Genomic DNA, 25,892 nt, shown 5'->3' with positions numbered 1-25,892 from the left:
CGTCTCGTCGGACCGCCCCGCCCGGCCGCCGGCGTCCCCGTCGAGACCGCCCCGCCCGGCCCGTCAGCTCCGGGGGAAGTAGCGGTCCAGCAGGTCGGTGCGGAACTTCCCGGCCGGGTCGAGCCGTCGCATCAGGTCGAGGAAGTCCGCGTACCGGGGCCAGGCGGCGGCCACCGCCGCCGGGGCGAGGCCGAACACCTTGCCCCAGTGCGGGCGCGGCGCGAACGGCGCGAGCCGCTCCTCCACCGCCGCCACCACCGGCAGCACCGCCGCCGCGTCGGCGACCCAGGTGAAGTGGACGGCGAGGCTGTCCCGCCCGTGGTTCGGGCTGAGCCAGAGCGCGTCCGCCGCCACCGCCCGCAGCTCGCAGACCTGGAGCACCGGCGCGATCAGGTGCGCCACCGGGTCCAGCGCGGCCAGCACGGCCGCCGCCGCGCCGCGCGGCAGGTGGTACTCCGACTGGAGCTCGTCGCCGCTGCTCGGGGTGAATCCGAGCCGGAAGTGCGGCAGCCGCTCGTGCCACGGCCCGGGCGCGCCGAGCTGCGGGGTGCAGTTCTCCGCCGGCATGCCGGGCACCGGATGCCGCGGCCCCTCGGCCGCCGTCGTGCCCAGCCAGTCCGCCGGCGGTGGGGGCGCGTCCGCGCGCTGCTTCAGCCACACCTCCCGCAGCCGCCGGCTCCGGAAGTCGGTGAAGACGCTGACGCTGTACGCCGAGGCGAACGCCGCGTCCAGCGTCTCGCGGGGCAGGCCGAGGCGGACGTACTGGCGCAGGTCGTAGGCGGGCACCACGTCGAGGGTGAGCCGGGTGACCACGCCCAGCGCGCCGAGCGACACCACCATCCCGGCGAACGTGTCCCCGTCCGTGGCCCGGTCCACGGTCAGCAGGTCCCCGTCGGCGGTCACCAGTTCCAGCCCGGCGACCGCGGTGGCGAGGTTGCCGACGGTCACGCCCGAGCCGTGGGTGCCCGTGGCGACCGCCCCGGCGACCGAGATGTGCGGCAGGGAGGCGAGGTTCGCCAGGGCGTACCCCCGCTCGTGCAGCCGGGCGGCCAGGTCCCCGTACCGCATCGCTGCCGGCACGGAGACGGTCCGCCGGTCCGGGTCGAGCGCGACGGTCGCGGGCATCCCGGCCAACGAGACCAGGTCCCCGGTGGTGTCCCCGAGCCGGTTGAAGGAGTGCCCGGTGCCGACGGCCCGGACGCGTTCGCCGCCCGCGACCAGCCGGCGTAGCTCGTCGAGCGAGGCCGGCCGGTGCCGCCGGCGGGCGGCGTAGCGGACGTTGCCCGCCCAGTTGCGGCCGGGCACCGCCCCGTCGCCGGGCGGGTCGACCCCGCGCCGGGGACGCGGCGGGCCGCCGTCGCCGCCCGGCGTCCCGGCCTCGCGCCGGGGCTGCGGCGGGCCGTCCCTGCCGGCCGCCCTGACGCCGTCCACGTCCACGTCGATCCCCCTGTCCCCTACCGGGTGCCGGTGTCGGCCGCCCCGCGACGCCGGGCCACCCCCGCGCCGCCACTCGGCGGCGCCGGTTACCACCGCCGTCGTCGGGGAACCCTACGCCGATGAGCACCCATCGCGATCCGGCCCCGCGGGGCGACGTGTACCCCTCCGAAGAGGAGATCGACCCGACCGGCACCGGGCTGGCGCCGTCGAGCGCGCCGCCGGCCGGGGGGCACCCGGCGGGTACGACCCCCGGGCCCCAGCCGACGCCCGCGCCCCCGCCCGCACCGCACCCGGTGCCCCACCCCGGGCCGGCACCGCGCGCGGCCGGCCTGGCCCACGCCTGAGCGTCGCCGGTTCCCGCCTGACGCAGGCCCGACCGCCACCGGCCCACGCCCGACGCCGGGACGGGCGGCTCACGCCCCACGCCGGGACGGGCGGCTCACGCCCCACGCCGGGGCGGGCGGTCGTCGGCTCACAGTTGGGGCATCACCTCGGCCGCGACCAGCTCCAGGTGATCCAGGTCGGCCAGGTCGAGCACCTGGAGGTAGAGCCGCTCGCTGCCGATCTCCGCGTACCGGCCGATCTTGTCCACGACCTCGGCGGGGGTGCCGGCGAGGCCGTTGAGGCGCAGTTCGTCCGGCTCCCGGCCGATGGCGGCCGCCCGCCGGGCCACCTCGGCGTCGTCCCGGCCGCAGCAGAGCACCAGGGCGTTGGACCAGCACAACTCGCCGGCGTCCCGGCCGACCTCGGCGCAGGCGGCGCGGACCCGCGCGAACTGGGCGGCCGAGTCCTCGATCGAGGCGAACGGCAGGTTGAACTCGTCGGCGTACCGGGCGGCCAGGCGGGGCGTGCGCTTCGGGCCCATGCCGCCGAGCAGGATCGGCGGGCGCGGGTCCTGCACCGGCTTCGGCAGGGCCGGCGAGTCGCTGACCGGGTAGTACGTGCCGGCGAAGTCGAAGGTCCCGCCCGGCGGCGTCGCCCAGAGCCCGGTGATGACGGCGAGCTGCTCCTCCAGCCGGTCGAAGCGCTCCCCCAGCGACGGGAACGGGATCCCGTACGCGGTGTGCTCCTCGGCGTACCAGCCGGTGCCGATGCCCAGCTCGACCCGGCCGCCGCTCATCTGGTCGACCTGCGCCACGGTGATCGCCAGCGGGCCGGGCAGCCGGAAGGTGGCGGCGGTCATCAACGTGCCCAGCCGGATCCGCCGGGTGTCCCGCGCCAGGCCGGCGAGGGTGGTCCAGGCGTCCGTCGGACCGGGATCGCCGCTCACCGAGCCCATCTTCAGGTAGTGGTCGGAGCGGAAGAAGGCGCCGTAGCCGGCGTCCTCCGCGCAGCGGGCCACGGCGAGCAGGTCGTCGTAGGTGGCGCCCTGCTGGGGTTCGGTAAAGATCCGCAGTTCCATGCTTCCGAGCATAGGGAGCCGGCCGGGCCGGCGTGCCGGTCCGGCCCCTCCCGGCCCACGCGATCCCCTCCCGGCCGACGCACTCCCCTCCCGGCCGGCGGGCCGGACGGGCGCCCGCCGAGCGAAGTGGCGGGCATCCGATAGCGGCGCCTCTGGTTCCCGGGTCCTCGCCGGTCCAGAGTGGAGGGCGGGCGACGAGGCGAGGGAGAACCACATGCAGGACCAGCACCGGGACCGGCTGACCGGCGCGGTCGACGCGCTGCTGCCGGAGGTGTCCCGCCGGGCCGGCGAGATCGAGGCGGCGCGGGAGATCCCCACCGACCTGCTCGACACGCTCCGCGCGGCCGGCTGCTTCCGGATGTTCGTCCCCCGCAGCCACGGCGGGTACGAGGCGGACCTGCGCACCGGGCTGCGGGTGCTGGAGGCGCTGGCCCGGGCGGACGGCTCGACCGGGTGGACGGTCATGATCGGCGCAGAGACGCCGCACCTGCTGGCGATGCTGCCGCGCGACCGGTTCGACAAGGTCTACGCCGACGGGCCGGACGTGGTGGTCGGGGGCGGCTTCGCCCCGCAGGGGCGCGCCGAGCCGGTCGACGGGGGCTACCGGGTCACCGGCCGGTGGGCGTTCGCGAGCGGTGCCCGGCACGCCGACTGGATCTTCGGCAACTGCGTGCTGACCGACGGCGACGCGCCGCTGCCCGGGCCGGCGGGGGCGCCGCCGCCGGTGCGCTCCATGCTCTTCCCGGCCTCCCGGGTCGCCGTCCACGACACCTGGCACGTGCTGGGCCTGCGCGGCACCGGCAGCCACGACGTCGAGGTGACGGACGCGTTCTGCTCGGCGGAGGAGAGCTTCGACCTGTTCACCGGCGTGCCCTGCGTGCCGGGGCCGGGCTTCGTGGCGCCGCTGGTCCATTTCGTCCTGCACCTCGGCGCGGTGGCGGTCGGCATCGCGCAGGGCGCGCTGGACGACATGGTCGCCCTGATCGAGGGCGGCCGGCAGCGGTTGTACGCCCGGCAGTCGCTCGCCGACTCGCCCGCCTTCCGCCTCCAGCTCGGCCGGGCGGACCTGGACGTACGGGCGGCCCGGGCGCTGCTGCGCGACCTGGCCGACGAGCTGTGGACGGCCTGCGCCACCGATCCGGCGGCCATACCCGGGCTGCACCCGCGCGTCTCCGCCGCCCTGCCGTGGGTGACCGAGCGGGCCGCCGCCGCGGTCGACACCTGCTACCGGGCGGCCGGCGGCGGGGCGGCCCGCGACTCGTCGCCGCTCCAGCGGCGGTTCCGGGACATCCACACCTTCAGCCAGCACGCGGCGGCGGCCGAGGGCTGGCTCGGCAACAACGGCGCCCGGGTGCTCGGCCGGCCCGTGGAGCTGGCCTACTGACACCGGCACCCTGACGAGGCGGCGCTGTCGCAGACGGTGCCGCGACGAGGCCGCGCGGTCACCGGCGACGCCCGTGACAAGGCGGCACGCTGCCGCAGGCGACGCCGTGGCCGACAAGGCGGCACGCTGCCGCAGACGACGCCGTGGCCGACAAGGCGGCCCGCGCTCGCAGGCGGCACCAGCGCGGCATGCACAGATCCGCGCCGAGCGCAGTCCGCTGCCCGACGAGACGACGGTCGGGTAGCGGACAGGACGCCGGGCACCTCCGCGTCGCACTGTTGTAGCAGGTGAGAGGCGTAAGGATGGCGGGCCACATCCCATTCCTCGGGTCCGGCGGGGACAGCACCGTCCCCGCCGACGCCGCCATCACCGAGCCCGGCCCCGCGACGGCCCCGGCGTAGCGCAGCGCCGGACCGCGCACCGCGACGGCCCCGGCGTGACGCAGCGCCGGACCGCGCACCGTGGGACCGCGCTCCGGCAGCCGCCGTCCCGGGCGCCCGGGGCGGTGCCGCCGCACTGTCACCGACACCGACGTCACCAACTGCGGCAGCCGTCGAGCCCCGCGCGCGGCGACCCCGAAGCGGGCGCGGTCGACGAGTCGTACCCCCGAACCGGCCCCCGGCCGCGCCGTCGCGGGCCCGGCGGCCGGTCGTCGCCAGACCCATCATTTCCGCCGGGCCCGGCCGTGGTCACGAACCGGCCGGGCCGGCGACCGAGCACGAGAGGAGCCGGCCATGGCCGCTCCCACCGCGACCGCCTCCCTGAACGCCTCGACCTACTCCCCCGGCGACCAGATGACCCTGACGGTCACCTACGGCGACGCCGACACGAAGCCGGTGACCGTCACGATCGTGGTCACCGACGCCCAGGGCAACAGCAGCGCCCCCGTCACGGTCACCGCAGTAATCGACCCGCTCACCGTCACCGTCACCGACGACTCCGGCCGCACCTGGACCAGGGTGTCGGACAACGGCTCGGTGGCCGTCTACCGGGCGGTGGCGTGATGCCCCGGGTCACCGTCACGGTCCGCGACAACGGCGGGCGCACCGCCACCGCCACCGCCGACTACACGATCGCGCCGCCCGTGCTGGGCGGCTACTACCTCTCCGGCGGCGCGGACCCGACGGCGGACATGGCCGGCGGCAACTTCCGCTCGCTGACGCAGTACCGCAGCTTCGCCGACGGCTACACGTTCCCCGGCTACCAGCGACCGTGGCTCATCACCCTGGGCCGGGCCGGGGTGCGGATCAACATGGTGCTGGAGCTGAAGCACTACGGCGCGCCCACCGTCGGGCCGCAGACCTTCACCGTGGACGGCGTCACCTACACCGTCCCGGCGCCCGCGATGACCATCCAGCAGCGACCGGGCACGACCTGGCCCCGGGCGTACGGCTACGGCCAGGTCATGGCCGGGCACTGCGACGGCCTGTTCGCCCGCGCCCTGTCCCAGTACCGGACCATGGGCTTCGGGGTCAACATCCAGCTCGCCTCGGAGCTGGACACCGACCACGAGTTCGGCACCACCGAGTCGGGGGTCACCTACACCTGGGCCCAGTCGGACGCCCGGGCGGTGCAGGCGATGACGTACGTCGTGAACTGGTTCCGGGCCCGGCAGTTGCCCGCCGACACCACCTTCTCGGTCGGGGTGGGCGGCTTCGACCGGGCCTGCTACCAGCGCACCCACCCGGAGGCGCTGATGGCGAAGCTCGACTTCCTCCAGTGGAACGTCTACGCCACCAACGCCACGCACACCGCCCTGGCCCGGTTCCGGCGGACGAAGGACTGGGCGGTGGCCGACCTCGGCCCGGTCGCGCTCTCCCGGCCGGTGATCATCGCCGAGTGGGGCGTACGGGTGGCCGAGATCCCCGACCAGGCGGCCTGGATCGCCACCGTGCCGGCCGCCATCGCCCAGCTCAACGCCGAGCGGGGGCCCCGGATCGTGCGGACCAACTACTTCAACTCCGGCTGGGGCACGCTCTCGCCGAAGTCGACGGGGCTGGCCGCGCTGCGCGCCGCGTACGCCACCCGGCCGTACGTCTGACGGGACCGATCGGGCGGGCGGAGCCGGCGCGGGCGCGGCGGCCCGTGTCCGCGGAACTGCCGTTCCGCGCCGATGCGGCGTAATCGGGGCACACGACGGAACAGCCCCTTCGGCGACATTTCCCGACCGACCGGGAACCCGAATCCGACAAACGACCCGTCCCGGCTTCCGGTCGGTTTCGCGCATTGTCGCCAAGACGATCGAATGGTTGCGGCGACACCTTTGTTCGGGAGATGTTTTCGGCACACCACGACGCCCTGCAAATAACCTGCGGGCCACGTGAAATCGACACGAGAAAAAGAGTGGGGGTGTACAGAAATGAAGATCAAGGTGATCAAGGTCGAGCGTATCGAGGCGACCCGTCCGCACCCGGACCCGGAGCTGGAGGGCGGCGCCTGACAGCCGCCACGTGGCCCGGTCTGCTCCGGCGGGCCGGGCCCCCTCCCTCCCACCAGTCCCGCCCGGAAAGGATGCCGACCGCCGTGCGCCCCAGGCTGAAGTCCCTGAACACACTCACCACCGACGGCACGGTCGTCATCTACCGGCGGCCGACCGAACGGATCCACCTCGACGACCCCGGCGGCGGCGTACGGGCGCTGGTCGAGCTCCTGGCCCGGGGCACCCACGAGGAGGCCGACCTGCCGGCGGAACTCGCCCGCCTCGGCCACCCGACCACCTGCGAGGACGTGCGCGACGCCATCGCCGCACTCGACGACCTGCGGCTGCTGGAGAACGCCGACGCGGACCCGGACGCCGAGACGCTGCGCCGGCACGAGAGCAACCTGCGCTTCTACGACCTCTACGCCGACCTCGGCCGGTCCAGCGGCGACCTGCACCGCCGGCTCGCCGACTCGACCGTGCTCGTGATCGGCGCGGGTGGCCTCGGCGGCGGGGTGCTCCAGTCGCTGCTGGGGCTGGGCGTGGGCCGGGTACGCGTCGTCGACTTCGACGCGGTCGAGCCCAAGAACCTGGCCCGCCAGTTCGTCTACGGCGCGGGCGAGGTCGGCCAGCCCAAGGTCACGGCGGCGGCGGCCTGGGCCCGGCGGTACTCGCCGCAGACCGTGGTCGAGGCCGTCGAGCGGGAGGTCACCGACGCCGCGACGATCCGCGCGCTCGGCGCCGGCGTGGATCTGGTCGTGCTCGCCGCCGACCAGCCCGTCGGGATCCAGGTGATGACCAACGAGGCGTGCTTCGACCTCGGCGTCCCGTTCATCGCGGGGGGCTTCAAGCTCTCCACCCTGTTCTACTGGTCCGTCGAGCCCGGGCACACGCCCTGCCGGCTCTGCCTGGAGCTGCACCGCGACGACGACCTTCGCGGCCGGGACGAGTGGGTCCGCAGCGGGCTGCGGCTGGAGGCCGACCCGGTCAACCGCACCACCGGCCCGGTGGCGCAGCTGCTGTCCGGGCTGATCGCCCTGGAGGCGCAGCGCTACCTCGCCCGGACGGAGGAGCCGGTCGCCGGCGGCACCTACCAGACCATCGAGATCGGCGACCGCATGCGCACCGACGCGACGGCCTGGGAACGGCACCCCGACTGCGCGCTGTGCGGCCGGGCCTCAGGCGGCGACCGATGACCGCGCCCACCGCCGAGCGCTTCGCCGCGCTGACCGTGGTGCCCGACGGCGACGTCCACATCGTCGGCAGCCTGCACTCGGCGGAATACCTGGCCGTACCCGAGATCGGCGCGACCGTCATCCGCTGGTTGCAGGCGGGCGAGAGCATCGAGCGGTGCGCCGCCCGCGCCGAGGAACTCGCCGGCGAGCCGGTGGACGTGGCCGACTTCGTCGACACGCTGGTCGAGCACGGCCTGCTGCCGGCGGGTGGGGGCGACGACGGGACGGACGGCGCCGACGCAGCCGGATCGCCCGGAGCCCCCGGCGCGTTCGGGTCCGCCGGCACCGCCGCCGCCGGCTGGCGGCTCGTCGGCCGGGTCCTCTTCCACCCGGTCGCGTGGGCCGTCCACGCGGCGCTGGCCGTCGCCGCCGTACTGCTGCTCGTCGCCCGTCCGGAGCTGCGGCCCCACTACACCGACCTGACGCCCACCCGGTCCGCGCTGTCCAGCCTGCTGCTCGTCTCGCTCGTCACCGTCGTCTGCATCCTCGTGCACGAGGCCGGTCACGTCGCCGCCGCGGCCCGCCTCGGCCTGCGCAGCTCGCTCTCGGTCAGCCGGCGGCTCTACTTCGTGGTGTTCCAGGCCGACCTGACCCGGCTGTGGAGCGTGCCGCGCCGCCAGCGCTTCGGGCCGCTGCTGGCCGGCATGGCGCTGGACGCCGCGACCCTGGGGGCGTTCCTGATCGCGCAGGCGCTCCTCGCGCCGAGGCTCGACGCCGACGCCGTGCAGATCCTGCGCACGCTCGTGCTCGTGCAGATCAGCGGAATCCTCATCCAGACCTGGATATTCATGCGGACCGACCTGTACGCGTTGTTCACGACCGCCACGAGCAGCCGGAACCTGTGGGTTCTGAAAGGGGCGCTGCTGCGCCGTTGGATACGCCGGGAAACCGCCGCCGACCGCACCACCCTGGCCGACGCCACCGCACGGGAACTGCGATGGGCAAAGGTATTCGTGTGCCTGTACGTGCCAGGCCTGGTCTACGCGCTCGGATATCTCGCGTATTTCGGAATCCCCGGCTCCCTGCGCATTCTCCGAATGGCCGTGGGCGCGATCGAAGATCCCGGCCTGACCACCCTGGCCGGCTGGTCCGGCGTGGCGGCGCTGGTCTTCGTCTTCCTGCCCGCCTCGCTCGCCCTCGGTGGCGCGGCCCGCAGCGGCCTGCGCCTGCTGCGGGCGGCCACGCGGCGCCGCGCCACCGCCGGTCCGGACGCCTAGCGACCGACGGCACCGGCCCGGCATCACCTCACCGTGCGGGGCGGATGACGCACCGTGCACCGGGCGGCGAGGGGATCGGAATCGGCCGTACAGTGTGCGGACCATTCGATCAAGGAGGGTCCCGTGACCCAGCCGCCACCGGTGCCGGGATCCCCGGAACCCGCCGGCGCGCCCCCGAGCCCCGGCGGTGAGAACCCCGGGACCGCGACGCCCTACCTGCTCGTCATGCCGCCCCTCGAAGGGGCACCGCCCACCATGGCGTGGCCCGGTCCCGAGGGCGTGCCCGCCTGGGCGATCCCGGTCAGCATCCCGGCGGGCACACCCGGGTACGCCGTGTTCGTCCCGCTGGTGTCGACAACCGCGCCGGCACCGGACCCGGGCACCCGCCCGACTGCCGGGACGCCGACCCCGCCTGGCCCGGACACCCACCCGGCGGCCGGGACGACTTCATCGCCTGGCCCGGGCACGCACCCGGCGGCCGAGACGCCGACACCGGCGGCCCCGGGCGCCCGCACGGCCGAGGCGACGGCGGGTCCGGACGTCCGCCCGGCGGCCGTGCCTCGGCAGGGAGGCGGGGAGGCCCGCCCGACCCCGACGGCCCCCGCCGACACGGTCACCGGGCAGGCGTCGCCGCCACCCGGCGAGCCGTCGCCCGACGACGCCGGCTCGGCGCGGCCGGCCCCGGCCGGAGCCCCGACGCCCTCCCCCACCGACAGCGAGCCGCCCTCCGCCGCCACCGCGCCCGGCACGCCGCCACAACCGACCACCGCGCCCGCCGCCCCCGGCACACCACCGACCACCGCACCGGCCGCCTCCGGCACACCGCCGCAGCCGGCCACCGCCGCCGCGTCGGCACCCGCCACCGCGGCGACGACCGTCGCCGCTCCGTGGCGGCCGGGTGCCGGGCCGTACCCACCGCCGTACCCGGCGGGCGCGCCGGGCCATCCTCCGATGCCGTACCGCGGCTTCCAGCCGCTGCCGCCGCGGCCGTCGTTCCTCGCCACCCGCTGGCCGGGCCCGACGGCGGCACGGGACCGGTCCGCGCCGCTCGCCGTCCTCGCCGGCGCGCTGGGGCTGGCGGCGTTCGTGCCGCTGACCCGCACCGGCATCGGCTGGTTCCTCGGCTGGCTCACCCTGACCGTCGCGGTGGTCCTCGCGGTCCGCCGGGCCGGCGCCGACCTGCCGCGCGCCGAGCGGTGGGTACGCGCCGGCTGGGCGGTGGCCGCGTTGGCGCTGCTGGCGGTCCTGGCCTTCCGCAACGCCTGGTGGCTGGTGACGTTCTGCGTCCTCGGCGCCCTCGGCTGCGCGACCCTCGCGATCGTGGGTGGCCGGCTCGTACGCTCGATCCTGTTCAGCCTGGTGGCGGCGCCGTTCGCGGCGCTACGAGGGCTGCCCTGGGTGGGCGGCCACCTGCACGCCCCGGCGAACCCGGGCCTGGTCCGCCGCGTCGTCGGCTCGGCGGCGGCCACGCTGGCCGCGCTGATCGTCTTCGGTGCGCTCCTCTCCTCCGCCGACGGGGCCTTCTCCGTGGTGCTCGACGAGGTCATCCCCGAGGTCAACGCCGGCACGGTGTTCCGGTGGATCTTCCTCGGCGCCGTGGGCGGGCTGAGCGCGATCGCCGCCGTCTACACGCTGGCCGCGCCGCCCGACCTGTCGACCGTGGACCGGCCCGGCAGGCGCCGCCTCGGCGTCGTGGAGTGGGCACCGGTCATCACCGCGTTGACGCTGCTGTTCGGCGGCTTCGTCGCGGTGCAGTTCACCGTCCTGTTCGGCGGGGAGCGGCACGTGCTGCGCACCGCCGGCCTCAGCTACGCCGAGTACGCCCGCAGCGGCTTCTGGCAGCTCGTCGTCGTCACGATGCTGACGCTGGCGGTGCTCGCCGCGGTGGCCCGCTGGGCCCGGCGCGACCGCCCGGTCGAGCGGCAGCTGCTCCGGATCCTGCTCGGCCTGCTCAGCGCGCTCAGCTTCGTCATCGTGGTGTCGGCGCTGTCCCGGATGTACACGTACCAGAAGGCCTACAGCTTCACCGGGGAACGGCTCTTCGTGATGGCGTTCGAGCTGCTGCTCGGCACCGTCTTCCTGATGATCCTGGTGGCCGGGATCCGGTGGCGGGGAGCCTGGATCCCCCGGCTGACCGTGGCGCTCGCCGTGGCGATGCTGCTGAGCCTGGCCGTGCTCAACCCCGAGGACTACGCGGCGCGCCGCAACATCGCCCGCTACGAGCAGACGGGGAAGATCGACGCCTGGTACCTGCGGGCGCTCTCGGCCGACGCGACGCCGGCCCTCACGGGCCTGCCCGACCCGGCGCGCCGCTGCGCGTTGAGCTGGATCGCCGACGACCTCGACGAGCCGGACCCCTGGTACGCCTGGAACCTGGGCCGGGTCCGGGCACGCGAGGCGCTCGACCGGGCCGGGCCGGGCGCGGTCGGCGGCCGACGCGACTGCGTGGCCGCCGACCGGCTCGACCTGCCGAAGACCCGCCGCTGACGGATCCCGACGCCCCCGACCGGCCGGGGGCGTCGGGCCGTCGGGTCACCAGGGCTCGGGGATGTTGACCGCCACGCAGCGCCGGGTGCCGGGGACCGGCTGGTAGCAGGCGGACGCCTCCAGGTTGTTCGTCAGGTCGAACCGGGAGAACGAGGTGCTGCCGCCGTTGACGCAGGTGCCGCCGCTGGTGGTCACGCCGCCGGTGACCTTGGCCGTGGCGCAGCCGACCGTGCCGGCGGTCTTCTCCACCGTGTTCAGCGAGGAACGCTCGTCCGTGTACTGGTGGACGCCGTAGCCGACCAACCGCACGCCGGGGCGGGTCACCGTGTACTGGAACGCCGTCGACGTGTAGTACGACCAGCTCGCGCCGGTGCCCACGGTCCGCAGCTCAGGGTCGGCGGACGAGCCGGGGACGAACATCGCGAAGCCCTTGTCCTGGGTGTTCGTGCCCGGCACCATCCGATAGACGATCACCAGCAGCCCCTGGCTGAAGCTGCCGGTGGAATAGGTCAGGTAGCTGCCGTTGCCGCAGGTGGTCCGGTCGGCGACGTAGCCGACGCCGGTGGCGTACAGCATGACGCGGGCGCACCGGCCGTCGTCGGCGGTGTCCTCGATGGTGCCGACCGTGGTGGCGGTGCCGGCGTTGTCGGTCGCGTAGCCGGTCAGCCGCACCCCTGGCAGCGTGCCGGCGTACTGGTAGGCGGTGGGATGGTAGTAGCTCCACGAGCCCGACCAGCCGCTGCCGGAGGGCAGCGCGAGCGCGGGCGCGGCGGGCAGCAGGGTGGCGGCCAGCGCGACGACGAGCGCCACGACCAGCCGCCCGCCGGTCGACCGCCATCGGGGATGCGTCTTCATCGGTCCTCCGATCTCCACGACGCGCGGACGCCCGGCGTCACGGACCAGGCTGGCCGAGGACACCGACCGCGAAGACCGCTCAGTCCCCAAGCGGACAGGCGGATCGACGTCAGTCGTGGATGCGGGGCGGTCAGCGCGGCACGGATCCCCGGACCGCCCACGCCCGGGCGGTGAGCCGGATCGAGCCGTCCGGCTGGACCGGCAGGCGGGCGGCCAGCAGGTCGCGCAGGCGGGCCCGGTCCGGCTCGGCCAGGGAGGTGACGTAGGCCGGGGCGGCTCCCTGCCCGCCGAGGAACGGCGTCCAGTAGTCGGCGAAGTCCGCGAACACCGTCGGCACGTCGACAGACCGGACGGACACCGCCTCCAGGCCCGCGCCGACCCACAGCGCGCGCAGCGCCTCCGGCTCGCAGAGCGGGAACCGGCGGCCCTCGTCCAGGTCGGCCAACGCCGGGTCGAGCGCCGCGGCGGCGTCCCAGAAGTGGCGCATCATCGCCATGCCGTCGGTGTAGTCCCAGACGTAGGCCGCCACCACGCCGGCCGGCCGCGCGACCCGCGCGAACTCGGCCACGGCCCGCGCCGGGTCCGGCACGAAGTTGACCGCCAGGCCGCTGACGACAGCGTCGACGGCGCGGTCGGGCAGCGGCAGCGACCGGGCGTCGCCGACGTGGAAGGCCGCGCGTGCGTCGCCGACCCGGGCCCGGGCGTGGGCCACGAAACCCTCGGACCGGTCGACGCCCACGACGCGCGCCGGCTCCGCCAGCGCCAGCACCGTCGACGTCAGCGCGCCCGTCCCGCAGCCCACGTCGAGCCACCGGCGCCCAGGCGGTACGGCCAGCCAGCGCAGGAACGCCGCCGCGACCGGGCGGCTCCACCGGCCGACGTACGCCTCGTAGGCCGCGCCGTCGGCCCAGACCGGATGCGCCATTCGCACACCATACGGCGGACCCGCACGCCGGGCGGCCCGGCGCGGACCGCTCGGCGCGACGGCGCACGGCCGGCGACGAGCGGCGGTGGGCGGCGGTGAACGGCGGTGGGCGGTGGGCGGCGGACGGCGGTGGGCGGCGGACGGCGACGGGCGGTGGACGACGGTGGGCGGTGAGCGGTGGGCGGCGGGAAGGACGTGGCGGGGGTGGCGCGGATCGCGTTGACTCGATCAGCCAGACTCGGCCGGAGCCCACACCCCGCCCCGACTCCCCCCGCGGCGCAGTCCCGCGCCCCTGACCAGACGGCTGGAGCACATGCCCGACACCCTCCCGATCTGGCTGGTCGGCGGCGTGCTGCTGGTGGGAGCCGGATTCGCCACGACCCTGCTGCCCCGGTTGCGGGCCCGGGGGCAGGAGCGCCTGCTCGCCTGGTCCACCGCCCGGGCGGCGATCGACAGCGCGGCCGTCAGCCGGGACGCGGCGGCCGTCCGGGTGCCCGAGGCCGAGCAGTTGCTGGCCCGCGCCGAGTCGATCGCCGCCGAGGGCGGCGGGGCGACGGCGGCCAGAGCGGCGGCGGGATACGCGAAGGAGGCGGACCTGCTGTGGCGGACACGCCGATGACCGGCCGCCGGTGGTACGAGCTGCTGCGCTGGGCGCTGCTCGGCCTCGCCGTGGTCGTCCTGGTGGTCTTCCTGCTCGCCCAGCGGCAGAGCGTCGACGTCAGCTACGGCCGGTCGCCGTCGTCCGCCGCCACGATCGAGGAGGGGTCGGCGGGCGAGCTGAGCGAGGCGAGCGTGCCGTCGGTGGCCGAGATGACCGCGATGGTGGACGCCGAGCCCGTGGTGCGGCTCCCCGGCTCCGTGGCGCGCTGGAACGAGCAACGGGTCCGGGAGGCCGCCGGCGACCGGCCGGTCCGCATCCTGGTCGCGCCGCCCGGCCTCGACGAGGAAGAGCGCGACCGGGTCCGGGACGTGGAGAACGCCACCATCCGGGTCATCGGCACCGAGGTCAGCGGCGGGCTCTACCGGTCCCTGGCCGACACCCTGCCGGGCTGGCGGGCCCAGTTCGCCACCGGTGACGTGACGGACCTGCTGGTGGGGCTGATCGCCGGGCTGCGGGACGCGCCCGCCCCGCCCGACCGCGACGAGCTGCGGTGGCGCGAGCCCACCGACCGGGAGCTGGCCGCCGTCGCCGCCGACCTGCGGGCCACGGGCGTGCACGTCGGGCCGGGCGCCACCCTGACCGGCGTTCCCGGCGAGGCCGCGCGGAACGCCTTCCCGGACGGGGTCAGGGTGGTGGCGCTGCCCGCGCAGCCGTACGGCCAGCCGCTCCCCCGGTACGGGCCCGCGCTGACCGGGCTCTTCCCGGACACGCCGATCGTGGTGATGTACGGCCTCTGGATCGAATACCACGGCCCGGCGGCGGCGGACTTCGCGGAGCTGGCCGGGGCGAGCTTCTACGGTCAGGTGGCCGCCCGCCTCAGCCGGTACGACTACCCGCAGGGCAACGTGCTGGCGGCCTGGCTGAACCGGGTGACCGACCTGCGCTACGCGGGCCTGTTCGACCGCGAGCTGCCGTACCGGCCGGTCGATCCGCTGCGGGTGGCGCTGCCCGCCCTGCCGTGGATCTTCGCGGGCTGCGTGGCGACGTTCCTGGTCCTGTCGGTCCGTTCGCTGCGCCGGGCCGACGGCGCGGCGGGCGTCCGGCGGGGCGGCACGCCGGCCCGGCTGGCCGGGCTCACCGCGCTGGCCGTCGAGGTGTCCCTGCTGACCGACGCGCGCGGCAACCCGGCCCTGGCCCGGGGCATCGTCAAGCTGGGGGCCGCCCGCGCGGCGCTCGACGAGGGGCTGCCCGACCGGCACGTGCGTACGCTGCTGGCCGAGGCCGCCACCGAACTGGACGACACCGCCCGCACCCTGGGCATCCCCAGTTACCGTCCGGACCTCTACCTGCGGGGCAGGCTGTCGTGACACCGTCCGTACGTCGATGGCTCGGTGGCCTGGTCGGCACGCCCTTCGGCCTCGCGGTCCTGGCCTGCACGGTCCTGGCCGGCTGGGCGCTGTGGACCGGCGGGGCGCTGGACGGCCCGATCGCCCGCGAGGTCCGCACCTCGTCTGTGTACGTGGCGCCCGGCGTCGACCTGGACCGGGCCGCCGCGCAGCGGATCATCGGCAACCGCCGGCTGGTCGTGGTCCTGCTGGAGCCGGGCGCCGACCTGCGGGACGCCTGCCGCCAGGTCGAGCACGCCGCCGACGGAACCCTCGTGCTGGTGATGAGCCGCGACAACGACGAGTACGACACCTACGGCTGCGCGCTGCTCCCCGACCGCGACGACGACAACTTCGGCCGGGCCGTGGTCGCGGAGACGACCGTCAGTCGGGGCGTCGACATCTTCGCCGACCGTCCCCTGGAGGCGCTGAAGGTCGTCACCGTCAACTACGACCTGCTGGTGAAGGCCGGCACCGTGCCCGACGGCGCCCGTACGATCAGCCCGTCGCTGCCCCGGTTCATGCTCGCGGCCGCGGCGGTCCTGGCCGTCGTCGCCGGCGCGGCCACGCTCTGGGTCGGCGGGCGCCGCGCCGGCCGGCTCGCCGCCGCCCGGCGCCACCGGCGCGACGAGCACGCCGACGCCCGCAGCGCGCTGGGCGCCGCCGCCGCCGTCCTGGCCCAGCAGATCATCGACCTGGACCAGCGGTACGCCCACGCGGCCCGCCGCGGCGGCAGCGATTCGAAGTTCGCCCGGAACTACCTGAAACTGACCACCGACTACACCGCCGTGCTCGACCGCCTCGCCGCCGTCGACGGTGCCGACGAGGCCGGGGTACGCGAGTTGACCGGGCGCGTCGAGTCGCTGAACCGGCGCGCGCTAACGCTCGCCCAGAGCCGCCCGCGTGCCCGGTCCGGTCGGAGCGGGCGCGCCGCGCCCTCCGCCGACTGACGGTCCGCCACGCGCCGCCGGGCGTTCGGGCTGTGCGCCGGACTGATGTCGAGCCATCTTGTCGCGGGTGCCGCACGTGCTCCCGGAGCATCGGCGCCGGACGCCGGCCCGGTAGGTGCCCCCCGAAGAGCACACTGAACGCGCTAGATTCTCACGATGATCAATTCAGCCCTGTTTGTCAGTGATGAGATGCCCGGTGGTGGAATCGGGGACATCGCGGCGGTCGAGGTGGATGGCGCGCTGACCGTGGTCGGCGTGTCCCGTTGGGGCCGCGACGGGGTGTGGGTCTGGGAGCCGGCGCGGAACGTCTGGCGCAACCTGGTGTTGCCGTTCGCCTGCGCCGCGGATCCGCAGGCGGCGCAATATCCGGACGCCGGGAACGAGTTGGACTCGTTGGCGTTGGCCGTCTCCGACGGGCGGGTGGTGTTGGCGGCCGGCGGCGACGAGCAGGGCGTCGCGTTCTGGGATGTCGGCGCCGGCGAGCTGATCAGCGGGACGTCCTTCGACGCCCCCTACGTCGCGGCCGTTGCGGCCCTGGGCGGTGGGGACGGTCCGGCGCGGTTCGTTTCGTGCAGCGGAGTGCACCGGGACGGCATCACGATGTGGGAGCCGCTCGGGGGGCCGTCCCCTGTCGAGCTGCCCGAGTCCACCGTGGACGCCCTCGGCACGGGCAGTTTCGAGGGCCGCTCGCTGGTCGTGGCCGGCACTCGCGAGGACGTCACGCTGTGGGACGTGGATTCGCGCGAGCGATGGGCCTCGCTGTACACCGACGGCGGGGACGAACACGTCGACGAGGACGAGGACATCGACGACTACGACGAGGACGCCGACGACGAGCGGATCCGTGCCGTCGCCCTCGCCCGGCAGGGCGGCGGCTTGGCGGTCGTGGCACTGACGGATTCCGGGAGCGTCCTGGTCTGGACGCTCCCGTCGCCCCGCCCCGCCGGCACGGATGGTGAGCCTGCCCGCGAGGGGCTGACGCGGGCCCGGGCGGGCCTGCCTGACGACCTCGATGAGCCGGACGAGGAGATCGAGCCGGTCCGGGACCCGTTCGTCGGGCACGAGGGTTCGATCACCGCGTTGGCGACCGCCGTCGTCGATGACCGCCCGGTCGTCGTCACCGGCGGAGCCGACGGAAGCGTGCGCGTCTGGGACCTGTCCGACGGGCGGGCGCTCGGCGCTCCGCTGACCGGCCATCGCGATTCGGTGCGCAAGGTGGTGACCGGCACCCTGCGCGGCCGTCCCGTGGCCGTGAGCGCAGGCGACGACCGGACGGTCAGGGTCTGGGACCTGGCCGCCCGGGCGCACTGAGCAGCAGGACTTCCGACGGTTGCGGAAGTCGTCGGGTACCGACGCCCGGACCCGCGCAGTGCCGTGGGCATAGGCAGACCAACTGGCCAGGCATTCCGCGCTGGCGGGGCGGCCGTTGGCATCAGGCTGGGAGACCAGAGGGCCTTGTCTGGCGGCCGCCTGTCGGACCCCGCCGGTAATCTCCGGCGCACTTCGACTAGCTACGTCTGCATGTGTCGCCGCCGGTCGGGTCTGCCGAAGGTCGCGAGCACAAAACAGGAGGATCGAGTGACCGAGATTCCGTCCAACATGGTGACCTGGTTTCAACTCCCAGCGGACGACGTCGAGCGAGCCTGGAGCTTCTACAAGGAGGCCTTCGGCTGGAGCCGGGATGCGGCGTACGCGAACGTGGCGCAGCCAGGCGCCATCAACGGCGAGATCGCGCAGCGCACCGAGGAACTGCACCATCCTCGACTGGTGATCCGCGTCGACGACCTCGACGAAGCCCTCCGGAAGATCACGGAGGCCGGCGGAAGAACGATCGTTCATCGTACTGAGATCCCGGCCATCGCCATGGTCTTCGCGACGTTCATGGACACCGAAGGCAACAGTGTGAACATCGTCTCCGACTTGAGGAAAGCCGCCGGCTAGGGCACCTCGGAAGTCGTCGGTCCCGCCCAACTGACCGACGCCTTCGCACACCTCGCCCGCAGGTTCACCAGAACCTCGGCCTCGAACGCCGGTCGACAGGCGAGCGGCGGCCTTCATACGTGAGCGGCCACGATGGGCGGGGCGGGACTCGTACCCGCAACCCGGGGATCAACCCGGACGACCTGCGCGAACGGGGTCCCGGCAGCGGAAACGTCTCTCGACACCGCACACCGCTCCCCCACCGTCCGTCGACCTCTTGTGGACCAGAGGCCGACCGCACGCCCAACTGGCGGCGGGCGCTACTCCCCCGCCGGCAAGCCGTCAAACCACCGCCGGGACGATGCGGGCACCAGCAACAGGCCGACCAGGACTGACGCACCAACGATCTGCAACAGCCCGAACGTGTCAGCCCTGATCGTGACGACGCCGTGCACAACGCCGACGGTCGCGAGAACGGTTGTCCAGAACCGGGCCCGCCCGCTACCACGCCACAGGCCGTAGGCCAACGCCAGGAGAAGAAGCACCCCTATCAACCCGGTGGCAATGGACGGACCACCTGAAGACATCATCGCCACCGCGAGCGCGGCCGCCACGACCAGAATCACCGAGGCGGCGGCAACCGGCACAGGAACGCGTCGCCGTCGTTGCTCGATCATCGGCTCATGGTAGGCCCGGTCCACCAGCCCACTGGCCGCCCGCTTGTACCGTCTCGACCAGGCAGCGAACCGTGCTGCCGCGGACCCGGTGCGGACTGACGGAGTCGGTCCGGACCCTCACGCGGTGCGTCCAAATCGCCGGCACCATGCGTGACCGGGGCGTTTCCGTGGTGGGCCGAGGTGCCACCGCACGAACCACACCGCCACGATCGCCGGTGAGCCGCTGCCGCTGCGTTTGCACAGTTTTCCTACCGCGTTGAGAGCCCGATGACGGGTCTACGAGTCGTCAAAGACGTCGTCGAGCACGAGTCTCGCCCGGCCTGGGACCTCCTCCTCCGGGAAGACTTCCGCACACAGGGCGAGGACCTGCTCCGCGCTGGTCAACCCGAGGTGGTCGACCAGGAAGCGGATGTCCTCGGCGTCCCGCCGCCGTGCGGCAAGGACCTTCATGGTCAGCAGATGCTCCGGAGACGCCGCCGCCACCCGCAGGCCGGGGTGGTCGAAGACGCGCGGAGCCGTCGCATCGCCTCCCGGAGCGACATAAGCACTCGCCTGCTCGTTGAGCCACCAGTGCGGCAGGCCGAGTTCGTCCGCTACCGCACGAGCCTCGTCGAGCACGATGCCATGCGGTTGGAACACCGCCCCGATGTCCCGAGTAGCCCGTCGGGCGTCGTAGGCCAGAGCCATCGCCGCCCCACCGAAGATGTAGAGGTCTGCGACCACACCTCGCCTCGCCAGCCGGTCCCCGAGGCGGCGGAAGGCATCCTCGATCGCCGAGCGGTCCAGCAATGGATCATTGATGCTCACGCGACATTCAACTCCTGCACCGACACGTACACGCCCCGACGACGGAACGCTGCTGGCGCGTGTACCACCGCGTCGACACGGGCGGCACGGGTGTTGAAGGGGAACCAGAACCGCCGGAGCGACCGGGCCTCGACCCACGCCGGCGCACCCCGCCCGTCCTTGGCTGCCAGGTGTTCCGTCAGTGCCGCGAGGAATACGTCCCAGCGCTCGTCGCCGGTAGACGTTGGTTCCTGGTCCAGTAGACCGGCGCGCATCTCGGCTGGTTCCCAGCGGTACTCCTCAAGGAACTCCGCCACCAACCGCCACCGTCGCGGCTCGTCTGATCCGACGAGCAGAGCCCCTAGGCGCGCCACCGTCAGTGGCTCGTACCGGGCGGCGCGATTCCTCATTCCCTCGACGCTAGTACATTCGGGCGGCGGATCCGTGGCCGGCCACAGTCCCGCGTCGGGCAGCCACGCAGAGCGCCACGACGCACCGCGGCCAACTCATTCGCATGGAAGATCAAGAAGGTGGGGCGGGCGGGACTCGAACCCGCGACCGAGGGATTATGAGTCCCCTGCTCTAACCGGCTGAGCTACCGCCCCGGCACCGCGCCGGATCTTATCCCGCCCGGTGGATCACCGGCCAGCACGAACCGGCACCGTCGCTCATCGGCGTCGTCGGCGCGGCAGCACGATGGGCAACGCGAGGATAACAGCGAGCAGCCGGCCCGCGTCGGCCCGCACCCGTCCGGTCGCCGCCGTCAGGAGCCGGTACGCAGCGCCGACAGGACCGCCCCGGCGGCGCGCCAGCCGCTGGCCAGCGCGCCCTGGATGGATGGGCTGTCGCGGTGGTCGCCGGCCACGAAGAGGCCCTCCCCCAGCGCCACCGGCTTGCGCAGCCGTCCCTGCGGCGGCGGCGCGGCGGGCAGCGCGTCGGGAATCGACACCGTGGTCAGGTGGGTCCAGTCCGCCGTGGACCGTCCGTAGAGCCGGGTCAGCTCCGCCCGCACCGTGGGCTCGGGCGGGGCCGACGGGCCGACGACGGAGGTGGCGACCAGGTGCCGCCCGGCCGGCGCGTACGTGGGCGCGGCCCGGCTGACCACCACGGTGTTGGCGAGGATCTCCCGCCGGTCGCCGTCGACCAGCAGGATCGGCTCGTCGAGCGGCGCCTCCGGCGCGCTGTGGTAGTACGTCGTGTAGCTGTGGGTGCGTACCGCCGGCAGGGTCGGCAGCAGCGCGGTCGCCGCCGGCGGGTCGACGGCGACCACGACGGCGCGGCAGCGGATGTCGCCGGCCTGGGTGCGGACCCGGCCGGGCGACACCGCCGAGACAGGGCTGTCCAGGTCGATCAGTTCGGCCGGGAGCGGCTCGGCGACGGCGCGGGGCAGTGCGGCCATCCCCTCGGCGGGCAGGCCGATCCGGCCGCGGGCGAACGACCGCAGCACCATCGCCAGCACGTGACTGGAGGTCTCCAGCTCCCGTTCGACGAAGACGCCGGAGAGGAACGGCCGCAGCAACTCCTCGATGATCGCGTCGGAGAGGCCGGCGCGGCGCAGGGCGGTCTGGGTGGTGGTCTCCGGCGCGGCGAGCAGCCGCGCCTTCGGCAGGGTGGCGCAGCCGGTGGCGAGGGCGGCGAAGCGCAGCCGGTCGAGCAGCGAGCCGACGCCGGCCAGCGCGGTGCCGGGCGCGCCGGTGGGCTCGCGCAGCGGGTTGACCAGGCGGTCGAGGCGGTCGCCCCTGCGCACCAGCACGCCGGCGGTGAAGTGGCCCAGCCGCAGCCGGTCGACGTCGAGCAGGGTGCCGAGCCGGGGGTAGGCGGTGTTGAGCACCTGGAAGCCCCGGTCCAGCAGGTATCCGTCGACCGCGTCGGTGGCGACCCGGCCGCCGAGCCGGCCGCCGGCCTCCAGCAGCCGCCACGGCACCCCGGCGCGGTGCAGCCGCCGGGCCGCCGCCAGGCCGGCCAGGCCGCCACCGACCACGACCACGTCGGTCTCAGCGAGCATGTCGCGCCTCCCGCTCACCGTTCGTCCGGGACAGCCGGCCCGGCCACCAGACCTTCGGACCGATGTCGTACGACAGCGCGGGCACCAGCAGCGAGCGGACGACGACGGTGTCGAGCAGCACCCCGACCGCGACCGCGACGCCCAGCTCGACCAGCACCACCAACGGCAGTACGGCGAGCGCGGAGAACGTCGCGGCGAGCACGATGCCGGCGGAGGTGATCACGCCGCCGGTGACGGCGAGCCCGGTCAGCACGCCGGCCCGGGTGCCCCGCCGGGCGGACTCCTCGCGGACCCGGCTCATCAGGAAGATGTTGTAGTCGATGCCGAGGGCGACCAGGAAGACGAAGGCGAACAGCGGGAACGAGGCGTCCACGCCGGGGAAGTCGAAGACGTACCGGAAGATCAACGCGCAGAGGCCGAGGGTGGCGGCGAAGCTCAGCAGCACGGTCGCGATCAGCAGGAGCGGCGCCAGCAGCGCCCGCAGCAGCAGGGCCAGGATGATCGCGATCACCAGCAGCACGACCGGGATGATCACGTTCCGGTCCCGCGTCGAGGCGTCGGACGTGTCCACGTTGATCGCCGTGAAGCCGCCGACCACGGCGTCGGAGCCGGGTACGGCGTGCACCGCCGCCCGCAGGTCGCGGATGGCTCGCTCGGCGCCGTCGGAGTCGGGCGGGTCGGCGAGCGTCGCCTCCAGTTGCACCGTGCCGTCGACGACCTTCGGCGGCGCGTTCGGGTCGGGCGGGCCGGTTCGCTCGCCGGTGACCGGCCGTACGGCGGCCACCCCCGGCACGCCCTGGGCGACCTCGGCGACCTGCCGCGCGGTCTCCTGCCTGGTGAAGATGGTGGCCGGGCTGCCGGTGCCGGCGGGATAGTGCCGGGCGACGACCTCCTGGCCGGCGACGGAGTCGGTGCGCTCGGTGAACAGGTCGGTCTGGCCGAGGGTGGTGGCGCCGAGCTGGGTCACGCCCAGCGCGAGCGCGGCCAGCGCGAGGGTGGTGAGCACCCAGACGGGCCGGGCCCGGCGGGCGACGAAGCCGGCGATCCGGCTCCAGAGGCCGTGCTCGACGCGCGGGTCGGCCTGGTCGGGCCGGGGCCGGCGCGGCCAGAACGCCCACCGCCCGCCCAGCACCAGCAGGGCGGGCAGGAAGGTCAGCATGACCAGCAGGGTGGCGGCGATGCCGATGGCGGCGACGGGGCCGAGCGCGCGGTTGGAGTTGAGGCTGGACAGCAGCAGGCAGAGCAGGCTGACGATCACGGTGCCGCCGGAGGCGACGATCGCCGGCGCGGCGCCCTTCCAGGCGGTGCGCATCGCGTCCCAGGGGCGCTCGTGCCGGTGCAGCTCCTCGCGGTAGCGCGCGACGAGCAGCAGCGCGTAGTCGGTGCCCGCGCCGAAGACGAGCACGGTGAGGATGCCCTGGGCCTGCCCGTTGAGCTTGATGACGTCGGCGTCGGCGAGCAGGTACACGAAGACGGCGGCGAGCGCGAAGGACATCCCGGCGGCGAGCAGCGGGAAGAGCCACAGGATCGGGCTGCGGTAGACGACGAGCAGGATGACCAGCACCACACAGAGCGTGACGACCAGCAGGGTGCCGTCGATGGCGGAGAAGACCTCGATCAGGTCGGCGAGCAGGCCGGCGGGTCCGGCCACGTCGACGGTGAGCCCGTCGCGGTCGCCGCCGGCGATGTCGCGCAGTTCCTCGACGACCGTGCCGATCCGTTCGCCGCCGGCGTCGTCGATCGGCACCACCACCTGGAGCGCCTGCCCGTCCTCGCTGGGGATCGGCGGCGGCAGGGGGCCGACGACGCCGGGCACCTCGGCGAACCGGGCGGCGTCGGCGGCGGCCCGTCGGGTGTCGGCCTCGGTGATGCCGGAGGCGCGCTCGTAGACCACCAGGGCCGGGGTGGTCTCCCGGTCGACGAAGCGCCCGGCCAGTTCCTGCGCCCGGGTCGCCTCGGCGTCGGCGGGCAGGAACGAGGCGTTGTCGTTGGTCGCGACCTCGCCGAGCCGGCCGGAGAACGGCCCGGCGACCGCCCCGACGATCAGCCACGCGAGCACGACCGCCACGGCGGCGAGCGTGATTTTGCCGTGGCCACCTCTTCCGGGCATCCGCACCCACTCCAAGAATCGACGCACCGATCGACGCAGATGGAGCCTAGGTCGACACCGCCCATCCTGCCGGGCGAGAGCGCTCGGGGTGGCCGAAACCCGGCCGCCGGGAGGACGGAGGGGGCGCCTACGACGAACGCCCGCCGGCAGGGCCGACGGGCGTTCGGTGTGGAAGCTCCCCCGTTTGGACTCGAACCAAAAACCTGCCGGTTAACAGCCGGCTGCTCTGCCAATTGAGCTACGGGGGACCGCTGTGCCGTGCGGTGCGGATCTCTCCGCGCCGTGCGACGGGGACAAGAGTACAGGATTCCGGGGGGTGTTGGTCCAGGGGGTTACCCCCCGCCCTCCGTGCCCCGCCGACACGACAATAAACCAGACAAATCGTCATCCGGGCACAAGGAGGTATGAGCGGAGAGCAGGATGGGTAGTTAGCTGCGGACAGAGGAGACAGGCGCGATTTGGTCGCCTCCGGCGGGGTAACCGCCGGACGACGGCGCGTCAGGTACGGAAGGAGCCGCCATGCGCGGAAAGATCATGTTTCTTGGCGGGCTGGCTGCGGGATTCGTCCTGGGCGCCCGTGCCGGTCGGGAGAAGTACGAGGAGCTGGTGATCCGGGGCCGCAAGGTGCTCGACCACCCGACCGTCCAGGAGGCGGCCGGTGTCGCGCAGGCCCAGGCGACCCGCCTCTACAGCGAGGGCAAGGACAAGCTCGGCCAGTCGAAGCTGGGCGAGAAGCTGAGCAGCAACGGCAGCAAGCAGGAGCTCACCGCCGCCGACGACGCGTTCGCCGGAACGCCGGCCACGGTGGGGGCGAAGGCGGGCTCCGGCTCGTCCGGCACCGGCTCGACCTCCGCGTCGACGTCGGCCACCACCACGCCCCGCAGCAAGCCGTCCAGCTCGGGCACCAACGGCAGCACTCTCTGATCGCACCTCCGAGCGGGTCGGTCGCCATCCGGTGACCGACCCGCTCGTGTGCGTACGGGCAGGTGCGACGGCCCGGCTCAGTCCCGGCTGCTGAACGCGGCGTCGAACGCGGCGGCCGGGGCGTCGAAGGCGAGCCCGCGGACGAACTTCAGGGCCTCCGGGGCGCCGACGAGGCGGTCCATGCCGGCGTCCTCCCACTCGATCGAGATCGGGCCGGCGTAGCCGATCGCGTTCAACGCCCGGAAGCAGTCCTCCCAGGGCACGTCGCCGTGGCCGGTGGAGACGAAGTCCCAGCCGCGCCGCATGTCCGCCCACGGCAGGTGCGAGGCGAGCCGGCCCCGCCGCCCGTCCCCCGTACGCACCTTCGCGTCCTTGCAGTCGACGTGGTAGATCCGGTCGGCGAAGTCGAAGATGAAGTTCACCGGGTCCAGCTCCTGCCAGACGAAGTGCGACGGATCCCAGTTCAGCCCGAACGCGGGCCGGTGCCCGACCGCCTCCAACGCCCGCTTCGTCGTCCAGTAGTCGTACGCGATCTCGCTCGGGTGCACCTCGTGGGCGAAGCGCACCCCCGTCTCGTCGAAGACGTCGAGGATCGGGTTCCACCGGTCGGCGAAGTCCTGGTAGCCACGCTCGATCATCGACGGCGGCACCGGCGGGAACATCGCCAGCGTGTGCCAGATCGACGAGCCGGTGAAGCCGACGACGGTGTCGACGCCGAGCTTCGCCGCCGCCCGGGCGGTGTCCTTCATCTCCTCGGCGGCCCGGCGGCGTACGCCCTCGGGCTCGCCGTCGCCCCAGATCCTGGCCGGCAGGATGCCCTGGTGCCGCTCGTCGATCGGGTGGTCGCAGACGGCCTGGCCGACCAGGTGGTTGGAGATCGCGAAGACCTTCAGGTTGTGCTTCGCCAGGGTCTCGCGCTTCCGCTCGACGTACGAGTCGTCCACGAGTGCCCTGTCGACCTCGAAGTGGTCGCCCCAGCAGGCGATCTCCAGCCCGTCGTAGCCCCACTCGGAGGCGAGCCGGCAGACCTCGTCGAACGGAAGGTCGGCCCACTGGCCGGTGAAGAGCGTGATGGGTCGCGCCATGGTGCTTCTCCCCTGGGGTGATGGGGGATTCCGTGGGTGCGTGACCGGGGCGAGGGTGACCGGCCGGGCCGGTGCGGCGGCGGGCCAC

The 25,892-nt window shown here is 74.2% G+C and carries 22 protein-coding genes and 2 tRNA genes; 12 read left to right on the top strand and 12 right to left on the bottom strand.

The window, feature by feature from the left end; translation table 11 throughout:
• Positions 1–63: 63 nt before the first annotated feature.
• Both GA0070606_RS23440 and GA0070606_RS23430 read right to left on the bottom strand, forming a co-directional pair.
• Positions 64–1,305, bottom strand: coding sequence for an FAD-binding protein (locus GA0070606_RS23440; protein WP_091108076.1), 1,242 nt, complete (start codon positions 1,303–1,305; stop codon positions 64–66).
• 604 nt (positions 1,306–1,909) lie between these two features.
• The gene (locus GA0070606_RS23430; protein ID WP_091108074.1) at positions 1,910–2,839 is read right to left on the bottom strand and encodes an LLM class F420-dependent oxidoreductase; all 930 of its coding nucleotides are present in this window, start codon (positions 2,837–2,839) and stop codon (positions 1,910–1,912) included.
• Positions 2,840–3,053: 214 nt separating this feature from the next.
• On the opposite strand from GA0070606_RS23430, the gene GA0070606_RS23425 reads away from it, so the two are divergent.
• From GA0070606_RS23425 to GA0070606_RS23400, 6 genes are all read left to right on the top strand, one after another.
• On the top strand, positions 3,054–4,223 hold the full coding sequence (locus tag GA0070606_RS23425; protein WP_091104272.1) for an acyl-CoA dehydrogenase family protein: 1,170 nt from the start codon (positions 3,054–3,056) through the stop codon (positions 4,221–4,223).
• A 734-nt stretch (positions 4,224–4,957) separates the two neighbouring features.
• Positions 4,958–5,227 carry a hypothetical protein gene (locus GA0070606_RS23420; protein ID WP_091104269.1) on the top strand — a complete coding sequence of 90 codons (270 nt, stop codon included), beginning with the start codon at positions 4,958–4,960 and terminating at the stop codon, positions 5,225–5,227.
• Positions 5,227–6,264, top strand: coding sequence for a hypothetical protein (locus GA0070606_RS23415; protein WP_091104267.1), 1,038 nt, complete (start codon positions 5,227–5,229; stop codon positions 6,262–6,264). The genes GA0070606_RS23420 and GA0070606_RS23415 overlap by 1 nt, the downstream gene beginning before the upstream one ends.
• 482 nt (positions 6,265–6,746) lie before the next feature.
• Positions 6,747–7,838: a HesA/MoeB/ThiF family protein gene (locus GA0070606_RS23410; protein ID WP_176737396.1), complete on the top strand. Its 1,092-nt coding sequence runs from the start codon at positions 6,747–6,749 to the stop codon at positions 7,836–7,838.
• Positions 7,835–9,094, top strand: a complete 1,260-nt coding sequence (locus GA0070606_RS23405) for a hypothetical protein (protein ID WP_141721779.1) — start codon at positions 7,835–7,837, stop codon at positions 9,092–9,094. The genes GA0070606_RS23410 and GA0070606_RS23405 overlap by 4 nt, the downstream gene beginning before the upstream one ends.
• A gap of 123 nt (positions 9,095–9,217) precedes the next feature.
• Positions 9,218–11,581, top strand: coding sequence for a DUF4153 domain-containing protein (locus GA0070606_RS23400; RefSeq protein WP_091104259.1), 2,364 nt, complete (start codon positions 9,218–9,220; stop codon positions 11,579–11,581).
• A gap of 45 nt (positions 11,582–11,626) precedes the next feature.
• Here GA0070606_RS23400 and GA0070606_RS23395 read toward each other — a convergent pair whose 3' ends face one another.
• Positions 11,627–12,436: a hypothetical protein gene (locus tag GA0070606_RS23395; protein ID WP_091104257.1), complete on the bottom strand. Its 810-nt coding sequence runs from the start codon at positions 12,434–12,436 to the stop codon at positions 11,627–11,629.
• Positions 12,437–12,566: 130 nt separating this feature from the next.
• A complete protein-coding gene (locus GA0070606_RS23390; RefSeq protein ID WP_091104253.1) occupies positions 12,567–13,361 on the bottom strand; it encodes a class I SAM-dependent methyltransferase in 795 nt (264 codons plus the stop codon).
• A gap of 313 nt (positions 13,362–13,674) precedes the next feature.
• On the opposite strand from GA0070606_RS23390, the gene GA0070606_RS23385 reads away from it, so the two are divergent.
• The 5 genes from GA0070606_RS23385 to GA0070606_RS23365 all read left to right on the top strand — a co-directional run bounded on the left by GA0070606_RS23385 (position 13,675) and on the right by GA0070606_RS23365 (position 18,238).
• The gene (locus GA0070606_RS23385; protein ID WP_091104251.1) at positions 13,675–13,980 is read left to right on the top strand and encodes a DUF6403 family protein; all 306 of its coding nucleotides are present in this window, start codon (positions 13,675–13,677) and stop codon (positions 13,978–13,980) included.
• On the top strand, positions 13,962–15,329 hold the full coding sequence (locus GA0070606_RS23380; protein ID WP_245724778.1) for a hypothetical protein: 1,368 nt from the start codon (positions 13,962–13,964) through the stop codon (positions 15,327–15,329). The genes GA0070606_RS23385 and GA0070606_RS23380 overlap by 19 nt, the downstream gene beginning before the upstream one ends.
• Entirely contained in the window at positions 15,326–16,297 is a 972-nt protein-coding gene (locus GA0070606_RS23375; RefSeq protein ID WP_218106039.1) for a hypothetical protein, read from the top strand. Before GA0070606_RS23380 ends, GA0070606_RS23375 begins: the two co-directional genes overlap by 4 nt.
• Positions 16,298–16,453: 156 nt before the next feature.
• Positions 16,454–17,608: a WD40 repeat domain-containing protein gene (locus GA0070606_RS23370; RefSeq protein WP_091104248.1), complete on the top strand. Its 1,155-nt coding sequence runs from the start codon at positions 16,454–16,456 to the stop codon at positions 17,606–17,608.
• Positions 17,609–17,875: 267 nt separating this feature from the next.
• Positions 17,876–18,238, top strand: coding sequence for a VOC family protein (locus tag GA0070606_RS23365; RefSeq protein WP_091104245.1), 363 nt, complete (start codon positions 17,876–17,878; stop codon positions 18,236–18,238).
• 299 nt (positions 18,239–18,537) lie between these two features.
• On the opposite strand, the gene GA0070606_RS23360 is transcribed toward GA0070606_RS23365, so the two are convergent.
• The 7 genes from GA0070606_RS23360 to GA0070606_RS23330 all read right to left on the bottom strand — a co-directional run bounded on the left by GA0070606_RS23360 (position 18,538) and on the right by GA0070606_RS23330 (position 24,043).
• Positions 18,538–18,894: a hypothetical protein gene (locus GA0070606_RS23360; protein ID WP_141721777.1), complete on the bottom strand. Its 357-nt coding sequence runs from the start codon at positions 18,892–18,894 to the stop codon at positions 18,538–18,540.
• A gap of 276 nt (positions 18,895–19,170) precedes the next feature.
• A complete protein-coding gene (locus tag GA0070606_RS23355; RefSeq protein ID WP_141721775.1) occupies positions 19,171–19,701 on the bottom strand; it encodes a DUF6036 family nucleotidyltransferase in 531 nt (176 codons plus the stop codon).
• Complete coding sequence (locus GA0070606_RS23350; RefSeq protein WP_141721773.1) at positions 19,698–19,997, bottom strand: hypothetical protein; 300 nt, start codon at positions 19,995–19,997, stop codon at positions 19,698–19,700. The genes GA0070606_RS23355 and GA0070606_RS23350 overlap by 4 nt, the downstream gene beginning before the upstream one ends.
• Before the next feature lie 214 nt (positions 19,998–20,211).
• Positions 20,212–20,285, bottom strand: a tRNA-Ile gene (locus tag GA0070606_RS23345).
• Positions 20,286–20,443: 158 nt separating this feature from the next.
• Entirely contained in the window at positions 20,444–21,685 is a 1,242-nt protein-coding gene (locus tag GA0070606_RS23340) for an NAD(P)/FAD-dependent oxidoreductase (RefSeq protein ID WP_091104236.1), read from the bottom strand.
• Positions 21,675–23,795, bottom strand: a complete 2,121-nt coding sequence (locus GA0070606_RS23335; protein WP_091104233.1) for an MMPL family transporter — start codon at positions 23,793–23,795, stop codon at positions 21,675–21,677. The genes GA0070606_RS23340 and GA0070606_RS23335 overlap by 11 nt, the downstream gene beginning before the upstream one ends.
• Before the next feature lie 175 nt (positions 23,796–23,970).
• Positions 23,971–24,043 (bottom strand) — tRNA-Asn (locus tag GA0070606_RS23330).
• Between the two features lie 271 nt (positions 24,044–24,314).
• On the opposite strand from GA0070606_RS23330, the gene GA0070606_RS23325 reads away from it, so the two are divergent.
• Positions 24,315–24,719: a hypothetical protein gene (locus GA0070606_RS23325; protein ID WP_091104231.1), complete on the top strand. Its 405-nt coding sequence runs from the start codon at positions 24,315–24,317 to the stop codon at positions 24,717–24,719.
• Positions 24,720–24,796: 77 nt separating this feature from the next.
• Here GA0070606_RS23325 and GA0070606_RS23320 read toward each other — a convergent pair whose 3' ends face one another.
• Positions 24,797–25,804, bottom strand: a complete 1,008-nt coding sequence (locus tag GA0070606_RS23320) for a sugar phosphate isomerase/epimerase family protein (protein ID WP_091104229.1) — start codon at positions 25,802–25,804, stop codon at positions 24,797–24,799.
• Positions 25,805–25,892 lie beyond the last annotated feature (88 nt).

Origin of the sequence: Micromonospora citrea, assembly GCF_900090315.1 — a bacterium.
GTDB lineage: Bacteria > Actinomycetota > Actinomycetes > Mycobacteriales > Micromonosporaceae > Micromonospora > Micromonospora citrea.
This window is presented reverse-complemented; position numbering and strand designations above follow the sequence as displayed.

What these genes read in the sequence shown, in the direction of transcription:
- GA0070606_RS23340 (WP_091104236.1), bottom strand. Translation starts at nt 21,685, where the DNA reads ATGCTCGCTGAGACCGACGTGGTCGTGGTCGGTGGCGGCCTGGCCGGC.
- GA0070606_RS23385 (WP_091104251.1), top strand. Translation starts at nt 13,675, where the DNA reads ATGCCCGACACCCTCCCGATCTGGCTGGTCGGCGGCGTGCTGCTGGTG.
- GA0070606_RS23325 (WP_091104231.1), top strand. Translation starts at nt 24,315, where the DNA reads ATGCGCGGAAAGATCATGTTTCTTGGCGGGCTGGCTGCGGGATTCGTC.
- GA0070606_RS23415 (WP_091104267.1), top strand. Translation starts at nt 5,227, where the DNA reads ATGCCCCGGGTCACCGTCACGGTCCGCGACAACGGCGGGCGCACCGCC.
- GA0070606_RS23360 (WP_141721777.1), bottom strand. Translation starts at nt 18,894, where the DNA reads ATGATCGAGCAACGACGGCGACGCGTTCCTGTGCCGGTTGCCGCCGCC.
- GA0070606_RS23320 (WP_091104229.1), bottom strand. Translation starts at nt 25,804, where the DNA reads ATGGCGCGACCCATCACGCTCTTCACCGGCCAGTGGGCCGACCTTCCG.
- GA0070606_RS23405 (WP_141721779.1), top strand. Translation starts at nt 7,835, where the DNA reads ATGACCGCGCCCACCGCCGAGCGCTTCGCCGCGCTGACCGTGGTGCCC.
- GA0070606_RS23395 (WP_091104257.1), bottom strand. Translation starts at nt 12,436, where the DNA reads ATGAAGACGCATCCCCGATGGCGGTCGACCGGCGGGCGGCTGGTCGTG.
- GA0070606_RS23370 (WP_091104248.1), top strand. Translation starts at nt 16,454, where the DNA reads ATGATCAATTCAGCCCTGTTTGTCAGTGATGAGATGCCCGGTGGTGGA.
- GA0070606_RS23425 (WP_091104272.1), top strand. Translation starts at nt 3,054, where the DNA reads ATGCAGGACCAGCACCGGGACCGGCTGACCGGCGCGGTCGACGCGCTG.
- GA0070606_RS23420 (WP_091104269.1), top strand. Translation starts at nt 4,958, where the DNA reads ATGGCCGCTCCCACCGCGACCGCCTCCCTGAACGCCTCGACCTACTCC.
- GA0070606_RS23335 (WP_091104233.1), bottom strand. Translation starts at nt 23,795, where the DNA reads ATGCCCGGAAGAGGTGGCCACGGCAAAATCACGCTCGCCGCCGTGGCG.
- GA0070606_RS23430 (WP_091108074.1), bottom strand. Translation starts at nt 2,839, where the DNA reads ATGGAACTGCGGATCTTTACCGAACCCCAGCAGGGCGCCACCTACGAC.
- GA0070606_RS23390 (WP_091104253.1), bottom strand. Translation starts at nt 13,361, where the DNA reads ATGGCGCATCCGGTCTGGGCCGACGGCGCGGCCTACGAGGCGTACGTC.